Origin of the sequence: Phenylobacterium aquaticum (genome assembly GCF_022695515.1) — a bacterium.
In the GTDB taxonomy this organism is placed as follows: Bacteria; Pseudomonadota; Alphaproteobacteria; order Caulobacterales; family Caulobacteraceae; genus Phenylobacterium; species Phenylobacterium aquaticum.
Genome location: NZ_JALDPT010000005.1, coordinates 146663 through 164939 on the forward strand (window position 1 = coordinate 146663; position 18277 = coordinate 164939).

Annotated in this window: 22 protein-coding genes and 1 pseudogene; 5 read left to right on the plus strand and 18 right to left on the minus strand. The window is 68.4% G+C overall.

Features of this window, described 5'->3' with window-relative positions; all coding sequences use genetic code 11:
* Nucleotides 1-71 precede the first annotated feature (71 nt).
* Entirely contained in the window at nucleotides 72-1397 is a 1326-nt protein-coding gene (locus tag MQH10_RS05815; RefSeq protein WP_242563126.1) for a lytic murein transglycosylase, read from the plus strand.
* Here the strand turns inward: MQH10_RS05815 and MQH10_RS05825 are convergent.
* Nucleotides 1394-2700, minus strand: a pseudogene (locus MQH10_RS05825) (MFS transporter). The gene MQH10_RS05815 and the pseudogene MQH10_RS05825 overlap by 4 nt on opposite strands.
* A gap of 111 nt (nucleotides 2701-2811) precedes the next feature.
* Between MQH10_RS05825 and motA the strand changes: the two are divergent.
* Nucleotides 2812-3681 carry a flagellar motor stator protein MotA gene (motA, locus tag MQH10_RS05830; protein ID WP_242563129.1) on the plus strand — a complete coding sequence of 290 codons (870 nt, stop codon included), beginning with the start codon at nucleotides 2812-2814 and terminating at the stop codon, nucleotides 3679-3681.
* A gap of 10 nt (nucleotides 3682-3691) precedes the next feature.
* On the opposite strand, the gene MQH10_RS05835 is transcribed toward motA, so the two are convergent.
* The gene (locus MQH10_RS05835) at nucleotides 3692-4795 is read right to left on the minus strand and encodes a 5-(carboxyamino)imidazole ribonucleotide synthase (RefSeq protein WP_242563130.1); all 1104 of its coding nucleotides are present in this window, start codon (nucleotides 4793-4795) and stop codon (nucleotides 3692-3694) included.
* An 8-nt stretch (nucleotides 4796-4803) separates the two neighbouring features.
* Nucleotides 4804-5298 (minus strand): 5-(carboxyamino)imidazole ribonucleotide mutase, encoded by a 495-nt coding sequence (purE, locus tag MQH10_RS05840; RefSeq protein ID WP_242563131.1) that lies wholly within the window; start codon nucleotides 5296-5298, stop codon nucleotides 4804-4806.
* A gap of 120 nt (nucleotides 5299-5418) precedes the next feature.
* On the opposite strand from purE, the gene MQH10_RS05845 reads away from it, so the two are divergent.
* Nucleotides 5419-6141, plus strand: coding sequence for a GGDEF domain-containing protein (locus MQH10_RS05845; protein ID WP_242563132.1), 723 nt, complete (start codon nucleotides 5419-5421; stop codon nucleotides 6139-6141).
* A gap of 302 nt (nucleotides 6142-6443) precedes the next feature.
* Here MQH10_RS05845 and MQH10_RS05850 read toward each other — a convergent pair whose 3' ends face one another.
* From MQH10_RS05850 to MQH10_RS05860, 3 genes are all read right to left on the minus strand, one after another.
* The gene (locus tag MQH10_RS05850) at nucleotides 6444-6662 is read right to left on the minus strand and encodes a YdcH family protein (RefSeq protein WP_242563133.1); all 219 of its coding nucleotides are present in this window, start codon (nucleotides 6660-6662) and stop codon (nucleotides 6444-6446) included.
* A 115-nt stretch (nucleotides 6663-6777) separates the two neighbouring features.
* Nucleotides 6778-7224, minus strand: a complete 447-nt coding sequence (locus MQH10_RS05855; protein WP_242563134.1) for a TIGR02444 family protein — start codon at nucleotides 7222-7224, stop codon at nucleotides 6778-6780.
* Nucleotide 7225: 1 nt separating this feature from the next.
* The gene (locus MQH10_RS05860) at nucleotides 7226-7840 is read right to left on the minus strand and encodes a UbiX family flavin prenyltransferase (protein ID WP_242563135.1); all 615 of its coding nucleotides are present in this window, start codon (nucleotides 7838-7840) and stop codon (nucleotides 7226-7228) included.
* Between the two features lie 129 nt (nucleotides 7841-7969).
* On the opposite strand from MQH10_RS05860, the gene MQH10_RS05865 reads away from it, so the two are divergent.
* Nucleotides 7970-8143 (plus strand): YdcH family protein, encoded by a 174-nt coding sequence (locus MQH10_RS05865; protein WP_242563136.1) that lies wholly within the window; start codon nucleotides 7970-7972, stop codon nucleotides 8141-8143.
* Between the two features lie 51 nt (nucleotides 8144-8194).
* On the opposite strand, the gene MQH10_RS05870 is transcribed toward MQH10_RS05865, so the two are convergent.
* From MQH10_RS05870 to MQH10_RS05920, 11 genes are all read right to left on the minus strand, one after another.
* Nucleotides 8195-8869 carry a DUF1013 domain-containing protein gene (locus MQH10_RS05870; protein WP_242563137.1) on the minus strand — a complete coding sequence of 225 codons (675 nt, stop codon included), beginning with the start codon at nucleotides 8867-8869 and terminating at the stop codon, nucleotides 8195-8197.
* A 121-nt stretch (nucleotides 8870-8990) separates the two neighbouring features.
* Nucleotides 8991-9266, minus strand: a complete 276-nt coding sequence (gene sciP / locus MQH10_RS05875) for a CtrA inhibitor SciP (RefSeq protein WP_242563138.1) — start codon at nucleotides 9264-9266, stop codon at nucleotides 8991-8993.
* A gap of 4 nt (nucleotides 9267-9270) precedes the next feature.
* Nucleotides 9271-9999, minus strand: coding sequence for a hypothetical protein (locus tag MQH10_RS05880; RefSeq protein WP_242563139.1), 729 nt, complete (start codon nucleotides 9997-9999; stop codon nucleotides 9271-9273).
* A gap of 44 nt (nucleotides 10000-10043) precedes the next feature.
* Nucleotides 10044-10496 (minus strand): hypothetical protein, encoded by a 453-nt coding sequence (locus MQH10_RS05885; protein ID WP_242563140.1) that lies wholly within the window; start codon nucleotides 10494-10496, stop codon nucleotides 10044-10046.
* Between the two features lie 333 nt (nucleotides 10497-10829).
* Nucleotides 10830-11972 carry a 3,4-dihydroxy-2-butanone-4-phosphate synthase gene (ribB, locus tag MQH10_RS05890; RefSeq protein WP_242563141.1) on the minus strand — a complete coding sequence of 381 codons (1143 nt, stop codon included), beginning with the start codon at nucleotides 11970-11972 and terminating at the stop codon, nucleotides 10830-10832.
* A gap of 20 nt (nucleotides 11973-11992) precedes the next feature.
* Nucleotides 11993-12373, minus strand: a complete 381-nt coding sequence (locus tag MQH10_RS05895; protein ID WP_242563142.1) for an NADPH-dependent FMN reductase — start codon at nucleotides 12371-12373, stop codon at nucleotides 11993-11995.
* Nucleotides 12307-12588, minus strand: coding sequence for an NADPH-dependent FMN reductase family protein (locus MQH10_RS05900; RefSeq protein WP_242563143.1), 282 nt, complete (start codon nucleotides 12586-12588; stop codon nucleotides 12307-12309). Before MQH10_RS05900 ends, MQH10_RS05895 begins: the two co-directional genes overlap by 67 nt.
* Nucleotide 12589: 1 nt before the next feature.
* Nucleotides 12590-14326, minus strand: coding sequence for a class I adenylate-forming enzyme family protein (locus MQH10_RS05905; RefSeq protein ID WP_242563144.1), 1737 nt, complete (start codon nucleotides 14324-14326; stop codon nucleotides 12590-12592).
* A gap of 48 nt (nucleotides 14327-14374) precedes the next feature.
* Nucleotides 14375-14758: a type II toxin-antitoxin system VapC family toxin gene (locus MQH10_RS05910; protein WP_242563145.1), complete on the minus strand. Its 384-nt coding sequence runs from the start codon at nucleotides 14756-14758 to the stop codon at nucleotides 14375-14377.
* Nucleotides 14755-15117, minus strand: a complete 363-nt coding sequence (locus tag MQH10_RS05915) for a helix-turn-helix domain-containing protein (protein ID WP_242563146.1) — start codon at nucleotides 15115-15117, stop codon at nucleotides 14755-14757. The genes MQH10_RS05910 and MQH10_RS05915 overlap by 4 nt, the downstream gene beginning before the upstream one ends.
* Before the next feature lie 64 nt (nucleotides 15118-15181).
* Complete coding sequence (locus MQH10_RS05920) at nucleotides 15182-16519, minus strand: acyl-CoA dehydrogenase family protein (RefSeq protein ID WP_242563147.1); 1338 nt, start codon at nucleotides 16517-16519, stop codon at nucleotides 15182-15184.
* Nucleotides 16520-16802: 283 nt separating this feature from the next.
* On the opposite strand from MQH10_RS05920, the gene MQH10_RS05925 reads away from it, so the two are divergent.
* Entirely contained in the window at nucleotides 16803-17678 is an 876-nt protein-coding gene (locus MQH10_RS05925; RefSeq protein ID WP_242563148.1) for a TetR/AcrR family transcriptional regulator, read from the plus strand.
* On the opposite strand, the gene MQH10_RS05930 is transcribed toward MQH10_RS05925, so the two are convergent.
* Nucleotides 17675-18262 (minus strand): TetR/AcrR family transcriptional regulator, encoded by a 588-nt coding sequence (locus tag MQH10_RS05930; protein ID WP_242563149.1) that lies wholly within the window; start codon nucleotides 18260-18262, stop codon nucleotides 17675-17677. The genes MQH10_RS05925 and MQH10_RS05930 overlap by 4 nt on opposite strands.
* Nucleotides 18263-18277: the final 15 nt, after the last annotated feature.

Below are 18277 nucleotides of genomic sequence, written 5' to 3' on the forward strand. Positions count from 1 at the left end.
GAGTCAACGCCGGCTCTCCCCTGACGGGCTTGTGATTGAGACCTGGGCCGGGCGCGGTTAGGGTCGCAACCATGGATCGCCGCTCCTTTCTCGTTTTGCTCCTGGCCGGATGCGCCGACCCGACGCCGAATCTGCTGCCGGCGGTGTCGCCCCTGCCCGCGGCGCCGACCCCGCAATCGCCCGCGCCGGTGGTTTCGCCGACCCAGTCCGGCGATCCCGGCTTCGACGGCTGGGCGCGGGACTTCTATGGCCGCGCGGTCAAGGCGGGCCTGCCCTCCGAGCTGCTGGACCGCGAGCTGGCCGGCCTGGTCTCCGATCCCCGGGTGCTGACGCTGGACAGCCGCCAGCCGGAATTCGCCAAGCCGTTCGGCGACTATATCAAGGGCGTGATCTCCGACGACCGCATCGCCATCGGCCAGCGCAAGCGCGCCGAACTGGCCTCCGTCATCACCGACATCGAGACGCGCTATGGCGTCTCGGCCGATGTGGTCATGGGCGTCTGGGCGGTCGAGACCGGCTTTGGCGCGGTCATGGGAAGCTTCGACGTGGTCCGCTGCATGGCGACGCTGGCCGCCGACGGCCGCCGACGCCAGTTCGCCGAGGACCAGCTGATGGCGGCGCTCAAGATCATCGGCTCCGGCGAGTTCCCCCGGTCCCAGCTCTATGGCTCCTGGGCCGGGGCCATGGGCCAGACCCAGTTCATCCCCACCACCTTCCTCTCCACCGCCGTCGACGAGGATGGGGACGGCAAGCGCGACATCTGGGGCTCCAGCGCCGACGCCCTCGCCTCGGCCGCCAATCTGCTGGCCAAGGGCGGATGGGTGCGGGGCCAGACCTGGGCGCACGAGGTCACCGTGCCGGACGGCTTCGACTACAGCCTGACCGAGGGCCCGCGGGAGACGCCGGACTGGTGGGCGCGCCTGGGCGTTGTCCGCGCCGACGGCCTGCCCTGGATCACGGCCGACCAGACCGCCAAGTGCATGCTGATCGCCCCCACGGGCGCCACGGGACCGAAGTTCTTGCTGCTGCCGAACCACTTCGTGATCCGCAAGTACAACAACGCCACCACCTATGCGCTGGGCGTCGGCCTGCTGGCCGACCGGTTCGGCGGGGCGGGGCCGCTCATCCAGGCCTGGCCCTATGAGATCCCCCTGTCGCTCGCCGACCGGATCACCGCCCAGCAGGCCCTGGCGGCCCTGGGCTTCGACCCCGGCGAGGCGGATGGCGTGATCGGGGTCAACACCAGGAGCGCGCTGCGGGCCTGGCAGAAGGCCCGCGGCATGATCGCCGACGGCTATCTGTCGATGCAGATGGTCGGCCTGCTGAAGGCCGAGGTGCCCACGGCCGGGCCGCCGCCGGCCCCGCCGGTCGCTCAACCCGTCCAGCCGGTCGGCTAGACCCCGCCCTCGTCGCTCTTTTCCAGGCCGGCGAGGGTCTGGTCATCGCGGGTCGCGGGCGCCGGATCGGCGTTGCGCAGCTGGCGGTTGGTGAAGGCGAAGACCAGCATCGCCAGCATCATGGTCATGTTCAGCAGGAACGGGGCCGAATGGTAGTGCTCGTAGAGCCAGACAAAGGCCGGGGCGAGGACCACGTTGACGCCGTTCACCGCCGCGATGGCGCCGGCCACCCGGGCCTGCTCGCCCATGTCCACGGCCAGGGATGATCCGGCGGTGAAGCCGGCCGGGCGAAGCCGAAGCCCAGGCAGGACAGGGCGTATCCCGTCACCACCGCCCAGTAGTCCGGCGCGAAGGCCACCAGCAGATTGCCCGCCGCCGCCACGGCCACGCCCCAGCGCAGCAGCTGGCGGGGGGTCATGTCGAGCATCCGGATGATGCCCCACTGGGCCAAGAGGCCGGCCACGGCGCCGAAGGCCATGGCGATGGCGATGAAGCCCTGGGCCTGCTGGATCGGCAGGCCCAGCTTGTCGATGATCAGGAAGCCCAGCGTCTGGGCCTGGGCCGTCTGGCTGACCGCGACGATGAAGCCGTAGATCAGGAAGGGCGTGATCCGCGGATCGCGCCACATCGGCTGTTCCTTCTCGCCGGCGAAGGCGTGGGTGCGGGCCTCGTACTTCGGCCGGTGCGCGCTCTCCGGCAGCTTGCGCCAGACCACCACCAGCATGGTCACGGCGATCAGCGAGAAGATGGTCATGGGGCCGGCCAGGCCCAGGATCGGCAGGATGAACAGGGGCGCGAGAAACGGTCCGATCACGGTGCCGAGGCCGAATGCGCCGGCCAGGCTCGACATCGACTGGGTGCGTTTCTCCACCGGGGTATGCTCGGCCACATAGGCCTGGGTCGCCGGATTGGAGGCGGCGCCGAACAGGCCGAACAGGGCCCGGGCCACGAGGAACAGGCCGAAGATCACCATCCAGTGGGCCAGGTGATGCAGGCCGGCGCTGACCACCACGGCGCAGGCGGCCATTGAGACCGCGAACCCGGTCAGGCCGATCAGCATCATCGGCTTGCGGCCGTAACGGTCCGACGCCTTGGCCCAGAACGGCGAGGAAAAGGCCCACAGCAGGGCCGACAGCGAGAACACGCCGGCGACCAGATAGTCGGGAATGCCGATGGACCGGCCGATCGCCGGCAAGACCGAGATCATCCCGGTGTTGCCCATGGCGGTCACCAGGGAGACGCCGAAAATGATCGCGAAGGACTGCATCGGCAGACCCTCCGGCGTGGAGTGACTCTTAGCCATGGTTCGCTGTTAGGCCGGGCCGCGCCGAAGCGCAAACCCAGTTCTCCTTACGACGCATTAAGCATTAACGCCGATGCTGCGCCTCGATATCCGCCCAGGGACTCCCACAGCATGTTTCAGATCATCGGCATCGTACTGCTGTTTGGCCTGGTCTTCGGCAGCTACATCATGTCCGGCGGCAACATGGGGGTCATTATCGAGGCCGCCCCGCACGAGCTGATGGCCATCGGCGGCGCCGGCGTCGCCAGCTTCCTGATCGCCAACTCGATGACCGTGATCAAGGGCTGCGGCGGCGGCATGGGCAAGGTGTTCTCCGGCCCCAAGTGGAAGGCGACGGACTATCGCGACCTGCTGTCGCTGCTGTTCCTTCTGACCAAGACCATGAAGTCCAAGGGCGTCATCGCCCTGGAAAGCCACATCGAGAACCCGCACGATTCGACGATCTTCTCGCGCTATCCGCGGATCGGTAAGGACCACTTCGCCATCGACTTCATCTGCGACACCCTGCGGATGATGACCATGAACCTCGAGGACCCGCACCAGGTCGAGGACGCCATGGAAAAGCAGCTGGAGAAGCACCACCACGAGGCGCTGGCCCCGGCCCACGCCATCCAGTCGCTCGCCGACGCCCTGCCCGCGCTCGGCATCGTCGCCGCCGTGCTGGGGGTCATCAAGACCATGGGCGCGATCACCGAGCCGCCGGAAGTGCTGGGCGAGATGATCGGCGGCGCCCTCGTCGGCACCTTCCTCGGCGTGTTCCTGGCCTATGGCCTGGTGGCGCCCTTCGCGACCCGCATGCAGCAGGTCGTCGACGAGGAAGGCGCGTTCTACAAGATCATCCAGGCCGTCCTGGTCGCCCACCTGCACGGCAACGCCGCCCAGATCTCCGTCGAGATCGGCCGCGGCAATGTCCCCTCGGGCGCCCAGCCCAGCTTCCTGGAGCTGGAAGAAGCCCTCTCGGCCATTCCGAACGAGGCCTAAGGCCTTCGCCCTATTCGCTTCGGTGAGAGTGGCCTGAGCTGGCCAGCGGACGGCGGCGGTTCACATGGCCCATCTTGCGACCCGGCTTGGCGTCGCGCTTGCCATAGAGATGCAGCCGGGCGTCCGGCTCGCCGGCCAGATGCGCCCAGGCCAGGGCCTCCTCGCCCAGCAGATTGACCATCTCGACCCGGCTGGTGGCGTGGGTGGGCCCCAGCGGCCAGCCGGCGACGGCGCGGATGTGCTGCTCGAACTGGTCGACCTCGCAGCCGTCCTGGGTCCAGTGGCCCGTATTGTGGACCCGGGGCGCGATCTCATTGACCAGCAGCCGGCCGTCGGCGTGCTCGAACAGCTCGATCCCGATCACCCCCACATAGTCCAGCGAGGTCAAAATCTGGGCGGCGATGCGCTCGGCCTGGTCAGCGGTCTCCTGGGGGACCTCCGCGGGCGCGACCGTTCGACGCAGGACGCCGGCCTCGTGATGGTTCTCGCTCAGCGGATAGACCGCGATCTCGCCGCCTGCGCCGCGGGCGGCGATGACCGACAGTTCGCGGACGAAGTCGGCCGGCGCCTCGACGATCACCGGCTTGCCGCCCAGGGCGGCGAACACCGCCTGGGCCGTCGAGGCGTGCTCGACCCACTTCTGGCCCTTGCCGTCATAGCCGTCGCGGCGGGTCTTCATCAGGGCCGGAGCGCCGATGACGTGCAGGGCCTCGGCGGCCTCGTCCGGGGTGTCGGCCTTGGCGAAGGCGACGGTGGGGACACCGGCGGAATTGAGGAAGGTCTTCTCCTCCACCCGGTCCTGGGCGACGGCCAGGGCCCGCGCATTGGGCGCGACATGGGCGCCCAGGGCGATCAGCCGTTCGACGGCGAGCGCCGGCACATTCTCGAACTCGAAGGTGATGACGTCGGAGATCTCGGCGAGCGCGGTGAGCGCCCGGGCGTCGTCATAGGCGCCGACGATGGCATGGGCGGCGACCCGCGCGGCGGGGGAATTCTCCTCCGGCTCGAGGATGGCCACATCGAAGCCAAGCCTTGCCGCAGCAAGGGCCAGCATGCGTCCGAGCTGCCCTCCGCCGAGTATGCCGATGGTCGATCCGGGGGGGAGCGGCGTCATGTGCGTGTTCACGCGTCCTCGACTGTCTCGGCCACATTGTCGGCCAGGGTCCTGCGGAAGGCGGCCAGGCGCTCCGCCAGGGCGTCGTCTGAAAGGGCCAGGATCTGGGCGGCCAGCAGGCCGGCGTTCTTGGCCCCCGCCTCGCCGATGGCGAGCGTGCCGACGGCGATGCCGCCCGGCATCTGGACGATGGAATAGAGGCTGTCGACGCCCTTGAGCGTCTTGGATTCGATCGGCACGCCCAGCACCGGCAGCTCGGTGAGCGAGGCCGTCATCCCCGGCAGGTGGGCGGCGCCCCCGGCCCCGGCGATGATCACCTTGAAGCCCTGGGCCTTGGCCGACTTGGCGAAGGCGTACATCCGGTCGGGCGTCCGGTGGGCGGACACCACCTTGGCCTCATAGGCCACGCCGAGCGCGTCGAGCATCTCGGCCGCCAGCCTCATGGTCGGCCAGTCGGACCGGCTGCCCATGATGATCGCGACGGGCGCGGGCGATGCGCTCATGAAGAGGCCCCTTTCCGGAAAGGCGCGGAGTATAGGCGCCGGCTTTGCGCCCGCAACCAAGGACGTTTAGGATTCTTAACGCCCGGCCCCCTGGGTGATTCTGGTTGGACGAAAGGTCTCATGAAGATCTCCGGCGCCCGCAGCGAGACCTTTTCAGCGATCCGCAAACGCGCGCTCGCCAAGGCCGGCGCCTATGCCACGGCCGCGGCGCCCGCCCCGGCCGACAAGACGGCCTTTCTCGGCCTGACCGAGACCGACCTGACCCCGGCGGTGCAGAACGCGGTCAAGACCCTGCTCACCGAGATTGATGATCTGCGCGGCGAAGTGGGCCGCTTGAAGGCCAAACTGGCGGAAGCCGAGGAACTGGCCGATCGCGATCCCCTGACCCCGGTGCTCAACCGCCGCGCCTTCGTGCGCGAACTGGGCCGAATCCGCACCTTCTCCCAGCGCTACGGCTCGCCCGCCAGCCTGGTCTATTTCGATCTGGACGGCTTCAAGAGCGTCAATGACCGTTACGGCCACGCCGCCGGCGACGCCGCCTTGCAGGCGGTGGCCCAGAGGCTGGCCTCCAATGTGCGGGATTCCGACATAGTCGGCCGGATGGGCGGCGACGAATTCGCCGTGATCCTGGTCCAGGCCGACAAGACCACCGCCGAGGCCAAGGCCCAGTCCCTGGCCCAGGCCATCGAAGGGGCGCCGATCCAGTTCGGCGACTGGTCCGCGCCGCTACACATCTCCTTCGGCGTGCGGGAGATCTCGCTCGACATGGAGCCCGAGGCCCTGGTCGCCGAGGCCGACGCGGCGATGTTCGTCCGCAAGCGCGACATCCGCAACACCGGCTGACGGTTAGGGACACCCTCCGAAGACGTAGCAGGACGTTCCAAGCCAGGCGTAACAGCCGCTCACGAGGCACAAGAGCAGCAAGGCGACGAACAAGGAGATCTTCTTGCCCGTCTTGAGCGACGATCCTGGCGTTCGGATCATGCCCACAATCGCCGCCAGAACCACCAGCAGCGACCCGACGTAGGCTGGATCTCCAAGGCCCCACTTCATAGCACCCGCTTCCGCCACCGGCCCGAGCATTGGGCCTGCCTAGTCGATGCCAGGCTCACCTGATGTTTGGCTGCAGCGACCTCCTGAAATCATCAGGCGATGATGTCGGGGGTGAGCAGTTCCTTGAGCTGGGCGATCTCGTCCTTCAGGGCCAGCTTCTTCCGCTTCAGCCGGCCGATCACCATCATGTCCGGCATGGCCGCCATCGACAGGGAATGGACGGCGACGTCGAGGTCGGCGTGCTCCTGCAGGGCGACGGCCAGCCGCGCGCGGATGGCGTCATCCGGATCTTCAGCTTCGTGATCGTTCATACAGCCGCCCCGCCACGCGATCTGACGATGATGCGCATCGTCGTTGAACCCGTAAAGACAGGCCTAGCCCCTGCGAGGTTAGGCAATCTTCTACGCGCGCGTCCTCCGATGAAATTCAGGTGAGCGGCTCGGCCAGCCGGGCCAGGGCGTCGTCCGAGGCGCCGCCGCCCCAGGCCGCCACCGCCGCCTTGAGCGCCGCCAGGGCGGGGGTCCCGCCCTTGTGATGACCCGACAGGGCTTCCAGCGATTCCATCAGCACGCGCTCGGCCCGCAGCTCCGCGGCCTTGATGTCCTCCCGGAGCCCTTCGCGGGCCTTGTCCGCGACACCGGGAAAGGCCGGCTTGAGCGTGCGGCGCACGGTGCGGATGGGGATCAGCACCGCCGCGTCCCAGGCCTTGGCCAGGCGCGCGGCCTCCGCCAGCACGGCGGCGTCCGGCCCCTCGGCCCAGACCGCCCACAACAGGAAGGGCGTGTTCTGGCCGTGCGCGTCCTGCAGATCCAGGCAGGCCTCCGGCACGCCCGGCCGGCCATAGGCCTGCAGCGTCCAGTCCCAAAGCGACATGTCAGGCCTCTCCCTTGAGCGGGCCGACATCCTGGCCCCAGCGTTTCACGGCGCTCCAGGAGAGGCCGAACAGATCCAGCGCCCGGCCGACCGACTGGTCGACCATCTCCTCCAGGCTCTGGGGCTTGGCGTAGAAGGCCGGCAGGGGCGGGGCGATCACCGCGCCCATCTCGGCCAGCCGCACCATGGTGCGCAGATGGCCCAGGTGCAGCGGCGTCTCGCGCACCATCAGCACCAGGGGACGGCGTTCCTTGAGCGTCACGTCGGCGGCGCGGGTCAGCAGCGAGGAGGTCACGCCCGTGGCGATCTCGCTCATGGTGCGCACCGAGCAGGGGGCGACGATCATGCCGAGCGTCGGGAAGGAGCCGGACGCGATGGCGGCCCCCACGTCGCCGGGCTTGTGCGACACTTCGGCGCGGGCCTGGACCTCGGCCAGGGTCAACATGGTTTCCTGCGCGATGGTCAGCGCCGCGGCCTTGGACAACACAAGGTGGGTCTCGACCCCCAGGTCCCGGCAGGCGTCCAGCACGCGAAGCCCATAGGCCACGCCGCTCGCGCCGGAAATCCCCACAACCAGGCGGGGAAGATCCGGGGTCTGGCGCTCGGAATTCACCATTTACGCAACTCCCGCGCCTGCAATTGCGGCGCCCGGTTCAGTCGCCCGCTTGCAAACATATGTGATCTGACAGGCCAGACCAGCGGGTGTTCACTCGTCTCGTTGTTCAATGGAAGGAGACGTACTGTCATGGCCGTTGAAGCCCGCATCCGCCAGCTGGGATCCCGTCACGAAAACCTCGACAAGGCCATTCGCGACGAGATGAGCAGGCCCGCTTTCGATGACGTCAGGCTTCGCGAGCTCAAACGACAGAAGCTCAAGCTCAAGGAAGAGATGGAAGCCTTGAGGAGCCGTCCCCACTAAACCCAGGCGCCGCCCCCTCCCCCGACGGGGATCGGGGCGGCCCCCAGGATTCTAGTCTTCGTCGCCGTCCTCGTCGTCATAGTGCGGTTCGTCCGCCTCGACAGGTTCAGGCGCCGCCGCGAAGACCGCGCCGGTCGCCGAGGCCGGCTCCAGGGTCGGACCATCGGGCTCGACCACGCCGCGCCGGGCGTCGTCCTTGGCCTTCTTGTCGGCGGCCTTACGCACCACCGCATCCAGCTCCATCTGAGTCGCCAGGCCCAGGGTCACCGGGTCGACGGGCTTGATGTTCGCCGCGTTCCAGTGGGCGCGGTTGCGCACCTGGTCGATGGTGGCCTTGGTGGTGCCCAGCAGGCGGGCGATCTGGCTGTCGGCCACTTCCGGGTGGTTGCGGATGAACCAGGCGATGGCGTCCGGGCGGTCCTGGCGGCGCGACACGGGGGTGTAGCGCGGGGCCTTCTTGACCGGCTTCAAGAGCTCGGCGTGACGGCTCTTCTGGGCCTTCATCCGGTACTTGGCGTTGTTCTGGGCGGCGTCCAGCTCCTCGCGGGACAGCTGGCCATTGGCGATCGGGTCGGCGCCGCGGATGTCGCGCGCCACTTCGCCGTCGGCGATGCCCTTCACTTCCAGAGGGTGCAGTCCGCAGAAGTCGGCGATCTGATCGAAGGTGAGGGACGTATTGTCGACCAGCCAGACAGCGGTCGCCTTCGGCATCAGAATGTCGGTCATGACGGTCTTCCTAAAATGACGGCGCCCGGCCTTTCGGCCGGGCGGTGCATAGAGCGAAGACACGTATAGGCCGGATCGGCGATCAAGAAAACGGCCAATATGAACCGCTTAGCGCGGCGTTTCAGCTTGCCGCCGCCCGGTAGGTCTTGAGGTGGGTGACCCGCAGGCCCTTGAGCCCGTGGCGATCGAAAAGGTTCAGCCAGTTGGCCACCTCCTCCATGGACAGTCGGTAGCGATCGACGGCCTCGTCCAGCGAGATCAGGCCGCCGCGGATGGCGACCACCACCTCGGCCTTGCGGCGCGGCCCCCAGCGATTCAGGTCCGGCCGGGGCAGGTCCTGGGCGGTGAGACATTGGCCGAGCGGGCCCACGACGCCCGGACGGCGACCCAGCAGCACTCTTTCAAATCCGGACACGGTCGCGCAGCTCCATAAGAATGACGTCACGATGGGCGAAGATCACGCCCGCGAAGGCGGTGATGGCGGCCAGCGCCACCACCACGCCGGCGGCGATGGAGATCAGCAGCTCGATCAGCGGCCCGCCGTCCCGTTGCGGGGGTGGCGGAGGGACGGGGGCCGCGACCGCGCCCGTCCCCGGCGTCGGGAGAGACACGAGCCGGAGCGGGGTCGACGGATCTTCGGGGGGCTGGACAGGTTTGGTCCCCCGGAGCTCCGCATCGAGCAGGACCCAGACTTCGCGAAGCCGGGCGGCGATCTGGTAGGCGGTGGTCTCGCCGTCGAAGGCGGCCAGGCGGATGGAGGCGATCTCGTCCTCGATCTGCGGACGCAGGGCCCGCATGGCCCCGTGGCCATAGAAGGCGGTCAGCTCCATCGCCTGGGCGCAGGCCTGGATCACCCGGCGGGGCGGGGGCGCGTCCTCGCCGGCGTCGCCATCGACGATCACGGCCCGGCCGCGAACCGTCTCATGCAGCAGGGCGAGGCCCGCCAGGGCGCGGTTGGAGGGGATCCAGCCGGTCGCGGGCGCCGCCACCCGTCGCCAGGAGGCGGTGAACTCCAGCACCCGCTCGGCGAAGACATCGACGACGCAGTATTCGATGACCTTCTGGTTATAGCCCCGGTACTGCAACCGGGCGCAGAAGAAGAGCGGGTTGCGGGGAAGGGACGGGCTCACGCGATCGAGGGGGAAGGGAATGACCTTGTCCGCCGCTGGCTGCATTAGGCCGCGCCCTCGCGCCGTAGCGCCCCGCCCGACCGCGGCAGCAAGACCTCCTGCAGGCGGGTGCGGTCCAGCCGGATGGTGTAGGAGGCCCCGGGCCCCGGCAGGATGACCTCGTTCTGCTCCAGGAGCCGCAGCTTCCGGCGCACCGTTTCGCGCGGGATGCCGGTCATGTTGCTGATGCTGAAGGCCGAGAGGCTGGCCTCGACCTCGGAGAGCGACACCACGCTGGCGTGGCCCGCGCCGTTCACCGCCTCGATCGCGGCCGCCAGGACGAAGGCCATGTAGACGAAGACCGCATCGGAGTCGTTGCCGCACTTCCGGCGCAGACTGAGCGACAGTTCAAAGAGCAGGCTGGCGACCTGATGGAACTCGTAGACTCGCGAGCCCTCTTGCCGCCCGTAAGCGCCGTGCGTTCTCTCAACGAGGTCGAACAGTACATTGACGCCCATGCTCACTCACCCAAGACGCGAATTATTCCCGTCTTGCGAGAAGCCCGGAATGGGTAACGTTGGCAATGGGCTCGGCGCCCAACTTGGACATATTTCCGCTCAAGCTGAGCGGTTTTTCACTTTTCTTGCGGGAATTTTGAATAGGCGCCCCGAGTCGACCAGGATTCCTGCAGCCGGAAGTAATCAGCCGGGCGCTGGTCGCGCGCTAATCTGGCGCCGCTGCTGACCGACAATTCGAGGCAAGCTTCACCATATGCCCGACCTCGATCCGGGACATTCGAACAATCGGAATGGAGACTGTGGCCCGGGGCCGAACTTGCGCCGGGCTGGCGCCTAGTCGAGGCCGCGACGGCCCACGATCCTCAGGCCGTAACCGCCCGATCCCGGCAGCACGGTGGAGGAATTGGACAAAAGCTCCATGTCGCGCACTCCGAGATCCAGCAGGATCTGGGCGCCCACGCCATAGTCGCGCAGGACATTGGCGCCGTGGTCGACATCGGCGCCGGCGCCATAGCGCTCCGACAGCCAGGCGGGGTTGGAATCGCGGATGAACACCGCCACGCCCGCCCCCTCATAGTCGGCGAGCGCCTGCAGGGCGCGCGGAACATAGTCGCGGCGCGCCTCCACATGGCCCAGCATGTCGGCGGCGAAGTCGACACGGTGCATCCGCACCAGGGTCGCCTTGTCAGCCTCGATCCGGCCCTTGGTCAGGACCACATGCTCAGTGCCGTCCAGGATGTTGCGATAGATGAGCATCCGAAAGCGGCCGCCATAGGCGCTGTCGAACGGGGTCTCCAGCACGCGCTCGACCTGGCGTTCGGTGCGGCGGCGATAGGCGATCAGGTCGGCGATGGTGCCGATCTTCAGCCCATGCAGCTGGGCGAAGGCGATCAGGTCCGGCAGGCGGGCCATGGACCCGTCGTCCTTCATGATCTCGCAGATCACCCCGGCGGGATTCAGGCCGGCCATGCGGCTGATATCGACAGCCGCCTCGGTGTGGCCGGCGCGGACCAGGACCCCGCCGTCGCGGGCGACCAGCGGGAAGACGTGGCCAGGCGAGACCACGTCGTCGGCGCCCTTGGTCGGGTCGATGGCGACGGCGACCGTGTGGGCCCGGTCATGGGCGGAGATGCCGGTGGTGACCCCCTCGCGGGCCTCGATCGAGACGGTGAAGGCGGTGCCGTGGCCGGACTGGTTGTCCACCGCCATGGGCGGCAGGCGCAGCTGGCGCGCGCGCTCGGCGGTGATCGACAGGCAGATCAGGCCGCGGGCATGGCGGGCCATGAAGTTGATCTGGTCCGGGGTGGCGAACTGGGCGGGGATGATGACATCGCCCTCGTTCTCCCGGTCCTCGGCGTCGACCAGGATATAGGGCCGGCCGTTGCGGGCGTCGGCGATGATGTCCTCGATCGGCGAGATCGCGGACTCGTGGACGGGCTGGCCGGCTTCGTTGGCGGCGGATTGGGGGGACGTCATCAAACCTGTTCCTTACGCCGTCATTCCGCCGGGGCCCGGGCGGCCAACTGCATCCGGGCGAATTCCAGCACCTGCTCGCCCACCGTGGCCAGTTGCCAGGCGTCCTTGGGATCGACGGGCAGTCCGTCGGGACCAAAAGCGCTGGAACTGGCGTTGAAGGCCGCGCCATAGGGCGTCGGCCAGCCCCTCAGCGCATGTATGACCGATCGCAGCGTGGTCAATGCCGTACCGGCCGCCTGCCAGCCGTCGGCGGTGATGATGCAGCCCACCGCCCGGTCGGTGAAATAGGGCCGGGCGTCCTTGTTCAGGGACTCCAGGGTGTCCAGCGCGTTCTTCACGATGCCCGAGATCGAGCCGTGATAGCCGGGGCTGGCCACGATGATGCCATCGGCGGTGCGCACGCCTCGGCCAGGGCCTTCTGCTCGTCCGAGGTCTCGACGGTGGAGGGATTGAAGATCGGCAGGCGGGCGAGGAAATCCCCGCCCAGCAGCAGCGTCTCGGCGCCGCCGGCCTCCGCCGCCTTCAGCGAGACCGCGAGGGCCCGTTCCGTGGAGGATCCTGGCCGGATGGTGCCACCGATCCCGACGATCCTGGGCCTGCGCGCGGTCGAACTCATCCTAGGCCTCGAACACCTTCTTCAGCTCGGTCTTGAGGATCTTGCCGTTGGCGTTGCGCGGCAGGGTCTCGGGCCAGAACACGACCTTGACCGGAACCTTGAACGCCGCCAGCCGCGCGCGCACCCACGCCTGGAGCTCGGCCTCGGTGGCCGCGCCGCCCGGTTTCAGATGCACCACGGCCGCCGGTTCCTCACCGAGCGTCTTGTGGGGAACGCCGACCAGAGCGGCGTCCATGACGTCTGGGTGGTCGTACAGCACATTCTCGACTTCGACACAGTAGATGTTTTCGCCGCCGCGGATCAGCATGTCCTTGGCCCGGTCGATGATGAAGCAGAAGCCCTCCTCGTCGAGCCGGGCCAGGTCGCCGGTGCGCAGCCAGCCGTCGCGGAAGGTCTCGGCCGTGGCCTCGGGCTTGTTCCAGTAGAGCTTGACCACGTTCGGGCCCTTGACCCACAGCTCGCCCACCTCGCCGATCGGCAGCTCTTCCGTCCCCTCCAGGTTCATGATCCGCATCTCGCCCGTGGGCGCCGCGGGGCCGCAGGAGTCCGGGCGGACCTCATAGTCCTTGCCCAGGTGGGAGGAGAAGGTGGCCGAGGTCTCGGTCATGCCCCAGCCGTTGCCCGGCAGGGAGCCGGGGAAGGTCTCGACGATCTTGCGGACCAGTTCGGGGGCCGAAGGCGCCCCGCCATAGGTGACGCTGGTCAGGGAGGACAGGTCGTACTTCGCGCGCGCCGGATGCTCGATCAGCTGCCAGGCGATGGTCGGCACCCCGCCGGTGGAGCCCACCTTCTCCCGCTCGATCAGCCGCATGCCCTCCTCCGGCTCCCAGCGCCGCATGAAGACCAGCTTGCCGCCGGCGTTCACCGCCGGGGACAGGGTCGCGTGGCAGCCGGTGGCGTGGAACAGCGGCACCACCAGCAGGGTCACGCGCTGGGGCAGCTTGTGCGGGTCATCCTCCGGCGGCGCCTCGCCGCGGCGCAGGAAGTTGCGCTGGGCGGCGATGCCGCTGGCCATGATGTTGGAGACGATGTTGCGGTGGGTGCCCAGCGCCCCCTTGGGCTTACCGGTGGTGCCGGAGGTGTAGAAGATGGTGGCGTCGTCCTCGGGCTCCAGATCCACCTGCGGCAGGGGCAGGTCGGCGAGCGCGCGCCAGCTGTTCACCGGCCCGATCACGTCCTCAAGGCGGCGGACCAGGGGGTCGCTGGGCGCCCCCTCCATCCGCGCGGCGTAGACCCGCACAAGGTCGGGACAATTCTGCAGATGGCCGGCCAGGCGCTCCAGCCGCTCGCCGTCGACCAGGGCGACCTTGGTCCCGGAATCGGCCAGGCCGTATTCCAGCTCCGGCCCGGTCCACCAGGCGTTCAGCGGGGTGACGATCGCGCCGACCAGGGCGGCGGCGAAGAAGGCCACGGGGAATTCCGGCAGGTTGCGCATGATCACCGCGACCCGGTCGCCCTTGCCCACGCCATCGGCCTGCAGCTGGTGGGCCAGGGTCAGGGTGGCGCGGGCGAAGGCCTCAAAGGTCGCCCGGTCGTCCTCTAGCACCATGAACTCGCGCTCGCCGAAGCTGCGGCCGTTCAGGAACACGTCGCGCAGGGTGGGCGGGGCGTTCTTCCAGGTGCGGGTCGGGATCCCGCGAATGTCGCGGACCTCGATCTCGAACTTCTCGCCGGGGGCGGTGAGCCGGGCGTGGGCCTCGGCGATGGTCATGACGGGCCAGGCGGCGTCTTGGCTCATGGGTGATCCTGCTCGAAAATGGACAAACGAATGAGTGCGGCGGAAGCGCTAAAGCGCGCTCTTCAGATCAGTCTTGGCGAAGTCATCGCCGACGAACAACAGCGGACAATCGAGGTGGGCCGCCAAGGCATAGGCGAAACAGTCGCCGTAGTTGAGCCGCGCCGGATGCCGCCCCTTGCCCCATCGGCGATAGGCCTGCGCCACCCTGATCGCGGCGGGCTGGTCCAGGTCGATCACCTGCAGCCTCAGCCCCTCGACAAGACGCGACATTTCATCGCCCAGCCCCCGACCATCAGCGACGATCAGCACTTCGGCGAGGGTCGCCGCCGAGATGATGAAGGGCCCATCTCGTCCAAGGATCGCGGCGCAGGCGTCGGCTTCAGGCTCGTCGAGGAGAACCGCCAGCAGGGCGGAACTGTCGATGCAGATCACTTGGGCAAGCCGTTTTCATCGTAGAGGAAGTCCGCCGCATGCGCGGCGTCCGGTCCCGGCAGAATCTTGGTCCGGGCCGAGGCTCTGATGGCCTCGATCAGCTTCAAGCGCTCTGCGGGATCATGCGGGCGGTGCTCGAACACCACCTCCGGACGCTCTTCGCTCATGCCGCGAAGCTCGCTCATGCGGCGCGCCAACAGGCCCTGAACCTTCGCCTCGACCATGTCCGGGATCGGCGACTGCCCCGCGAGCCACCGGCGCATGGTCCGGTCGGTGACGCTCAGGTCCCGCGCGAGCGCGGTCTGCCAACGCGCGCCATGAAGCACGCGGCCCTTTTCGGACAGATCCTCAGGAGTCATGGCGTGAACGCCTCGGGACGGAGATGTCCTAAAAATAGGACACCTCCGTCGGGGGGTCAATTTGTCAGGCCTCGGCCTTGGCGCCCCGGCCCACGCCACGCTTGGCGTACTCTTCCTTCAGCTCGGCCAGTTCGTCGGCGTACTTGGCCTGGGCGTCCTCGCGCAGACGCGGGATGTGGTAGTTCGGGAATAGGTCGTTGTCGGGCCGGTAGTCCTTCAGCACCTGCTTGGCGACCGTCACCTTGTGAACTTCGGTCGGCCCGTCGGCGATGCCCATGACCAGCGAACTGGTGACCATGTGCATGAAGGGCATCTCGTTGGAGACCCCCAGCGCTCCGTGCAGGTGCGCGGCCTTGGTCGCGATGTCGTTATAGACCTTGGGCATGGCCACCTTGATCGCGGCGATGTCCTTGCGCACTAGGTTGTAGTCCTTGTGCTTGTCGATCAGCCAGGCGGTGCGCAGGACCAGCAGGCGAAACTGCTCCAGCGCGATCCAGCTGTCGGCGATGTCGGCCTGGACCATCTGCAGGTCGGCGAGCCGGCCCTCTCGGGTGGTGCGCGAGACCGCGCGCTTGCACATCAGGTCCAGGGCGTGCTTGCAGGCGCCGACCGTGCGCATGGCGTGGTGGACGCGACCGCCGCCCAGGCGGACCTGGGCGATGATAAAGGCCGCGCCGCGCTCGCCGAGCAGGGCGTCATAGGGCACCCGCACATTGGTGTAGCGCATATAGCCTTCGTTGCCGCCGCCGATCTCGCCGCCGCCGCCGACCGCCACGTTGCGGACGATCTCGACGCCGGGGGTGTCGGTGGGCACCAGGAAGATCGAAGTCCGCTTATAGGGGTCCTTGGCGTCCGGATCGGTGATCGCATAGACGACCAGCACCTTGGCGTAGCGGGCGTTGGTCGAGTACCACTTCTCGCCGTTGATCACCCACTCATTGCCGTCAAGCACCGCACGGGTCTTGAAGGTGAGCGGGTCCGAACCGCCCGTAGGTTCCGACATCGAGAAGGCCGAGCGGATCTCGCCGTTCAGCAGCGGCCAGAGGTACTGCTCCTTCTGCTTGTCGGTGCCGTAGTGGGCGATGATCTCGGCGTTGCCGGTGTCCGGCGCCTGGCAGCCGAACACGGTGGGGGCCAGGTTGTTGCGGCCCAGCTTCTCGTTCATCAGGCCGAGCTTGAGCTGGCCATAGCCCTGGCCGCCCAGTTCGGGGCCCAGGTGACAGGCCCACAGGCCCTGATCTTTCACCTTCTGCTGCAGCGGCTTGATGAACTTCTCGCGCCCGACCGAGCCATGGACCGCCATGCCCAGATGGCTGATCGGCTCGACCTCCTCGCGCATGAAGTCCTCGATCCAGTCGAGCTTCTTCTGGAATTCCGGATCGGTTTCAAAGTCCCAAGCCATTTGCGGCCTCCCATGCACCCGCCGTGTCGCGGGCTTGTTTTCGAAATGTGAGTATGTGCGCGGGCGCACGAAAGGTAAAAAGCTGCGATCCGACAACCCCTTAGGGCGGCGGCTCTGGCGACATTATCAAACGGCCGTTTGCATTACGCAACGTCGGACAGCAGGGGAATGGCGGAAAATTCTTCGTCGGCCCCTGGTGAAGCCGCCAATTTGCGCAGCTCCTGACCTTCACACCACTAGAGAGAGGTCGCCCCGCACCGCCGAGCCGGTCTAGTATGGCCGTATGACCGACGCCCCGCCCCTGTCCCGTCAGACCCTTTATGACAGGGTTTGGGCGCGGCCGCTGGCGACCGCGGCCCGCGAGCTGGGGCTTTCGGCCAGCGGCCTCGGCAAGATCTGCGACCGCCTGCTGATCCCCTATCCGCCCCGCGGCCACTGGGCGAAGGTCCGGGCTGGCCGCGCGGATCCGCCCCCGCCCCTGCCGCCCGGACCGCCCGGCGCCGAGGAGGCGATCATCATCTCCGCCGACCGCGCGCCGTCCCGCCGCCGTCGCACGCGCTATTCGCCCGAGGCGCGCCGGGAGCAGCTGATCGACGCGGCGGCCGAGCTGATCGCGGCGGAGGGCCTGCCGGCGGCGACCATGAAGGCGGTGGCGCGCAAGGTGGGGGTCAGCGAGGCCCAGGCCCACAACTATTTCCACCGCCGCGGCGACCTGCTGCTGGCCCTGGCGCGGCGCGAGCTGCACGCCATGGAGACCCACCGCCGCGCCGAGCTCAGCCGGGGCCATGACCGCTACACCCGCGTCACCCTGTCCACCGTCACCTATCTGCGCGAGGCGGCCCAGCGCGGCGTGCTGATCCAGATGCTGACCCAGAGCGCCGAGGTCCGGGAGGGTCTCAAGGCCGAACGCCAGGTGCGGCGGCGCTGGGACACCCGGCGGGTCGCCGCCGATCTGGAGCAGCAATACGGCCTGCCGCCGGATCTGGCCTATGGATCGACGGCGGTGCTGACCGCCCTCACCCGCCGCGCCGGTCGCCTGCTGGCGGCGGGCAAGCTCAGTCTCGAAAGCGTCGAACGCCTCACCCTGGCCATGGTCACGGCCGGCAACCGCGCCCTGGCCCGGGCCTATCGTCCGCCGCCTGGCGAGGAGGCGACCTAGTCGGGACGCAGGGCGAGGATCGCCGCGGCGGTCAGCCGGCGGCAGAGCTCAAGGCCGCTCTCCGGCGCAAGATCCCCCTGCCAGACCAGGCGACCGGCGTCCTCGGGGATGGTGGTCGCCAGGGTGATGGCGGCCACCGCCTCGTCCGGCGGCAGGTGGAGTTCGCGGCGGACCAGGCGCGCCAGGCGACGGACCACACGGTCCCGGACGGCGGCGAGCCCGGGGTCCAGGCGGCGGGCCATGAAGATGTCGCGCAGCACCACATGGATCACCGGCCCGTGGTCGCAGACATGGCGGAAATAGAGCTCCGCACAGCCCAGGGCGGCCGCATCGAGCGTCGTCGCCTGTGAGGCCGCCTCGAGGCCCGCCGCGTCCAGGGCCGCGAATTCGCGCGCCAGCAGGGCGTTGAAGAGCGCGTGCTGGTCGGGGAAATAGCCATAGATCAGCGCCTTGCTGACGCCCACGGCCTCGGCGATCCGCCCCGGGGCCAGGGGCGGATAGCCCTGTTCCAGCACCAGGCGCGCGGCGGCCTCGATGATCTGCCGCCGCCGGGCCTCCGCCGGCAGTCGCGAACCCTGCGCCAAGACCTGCCCTCTCGT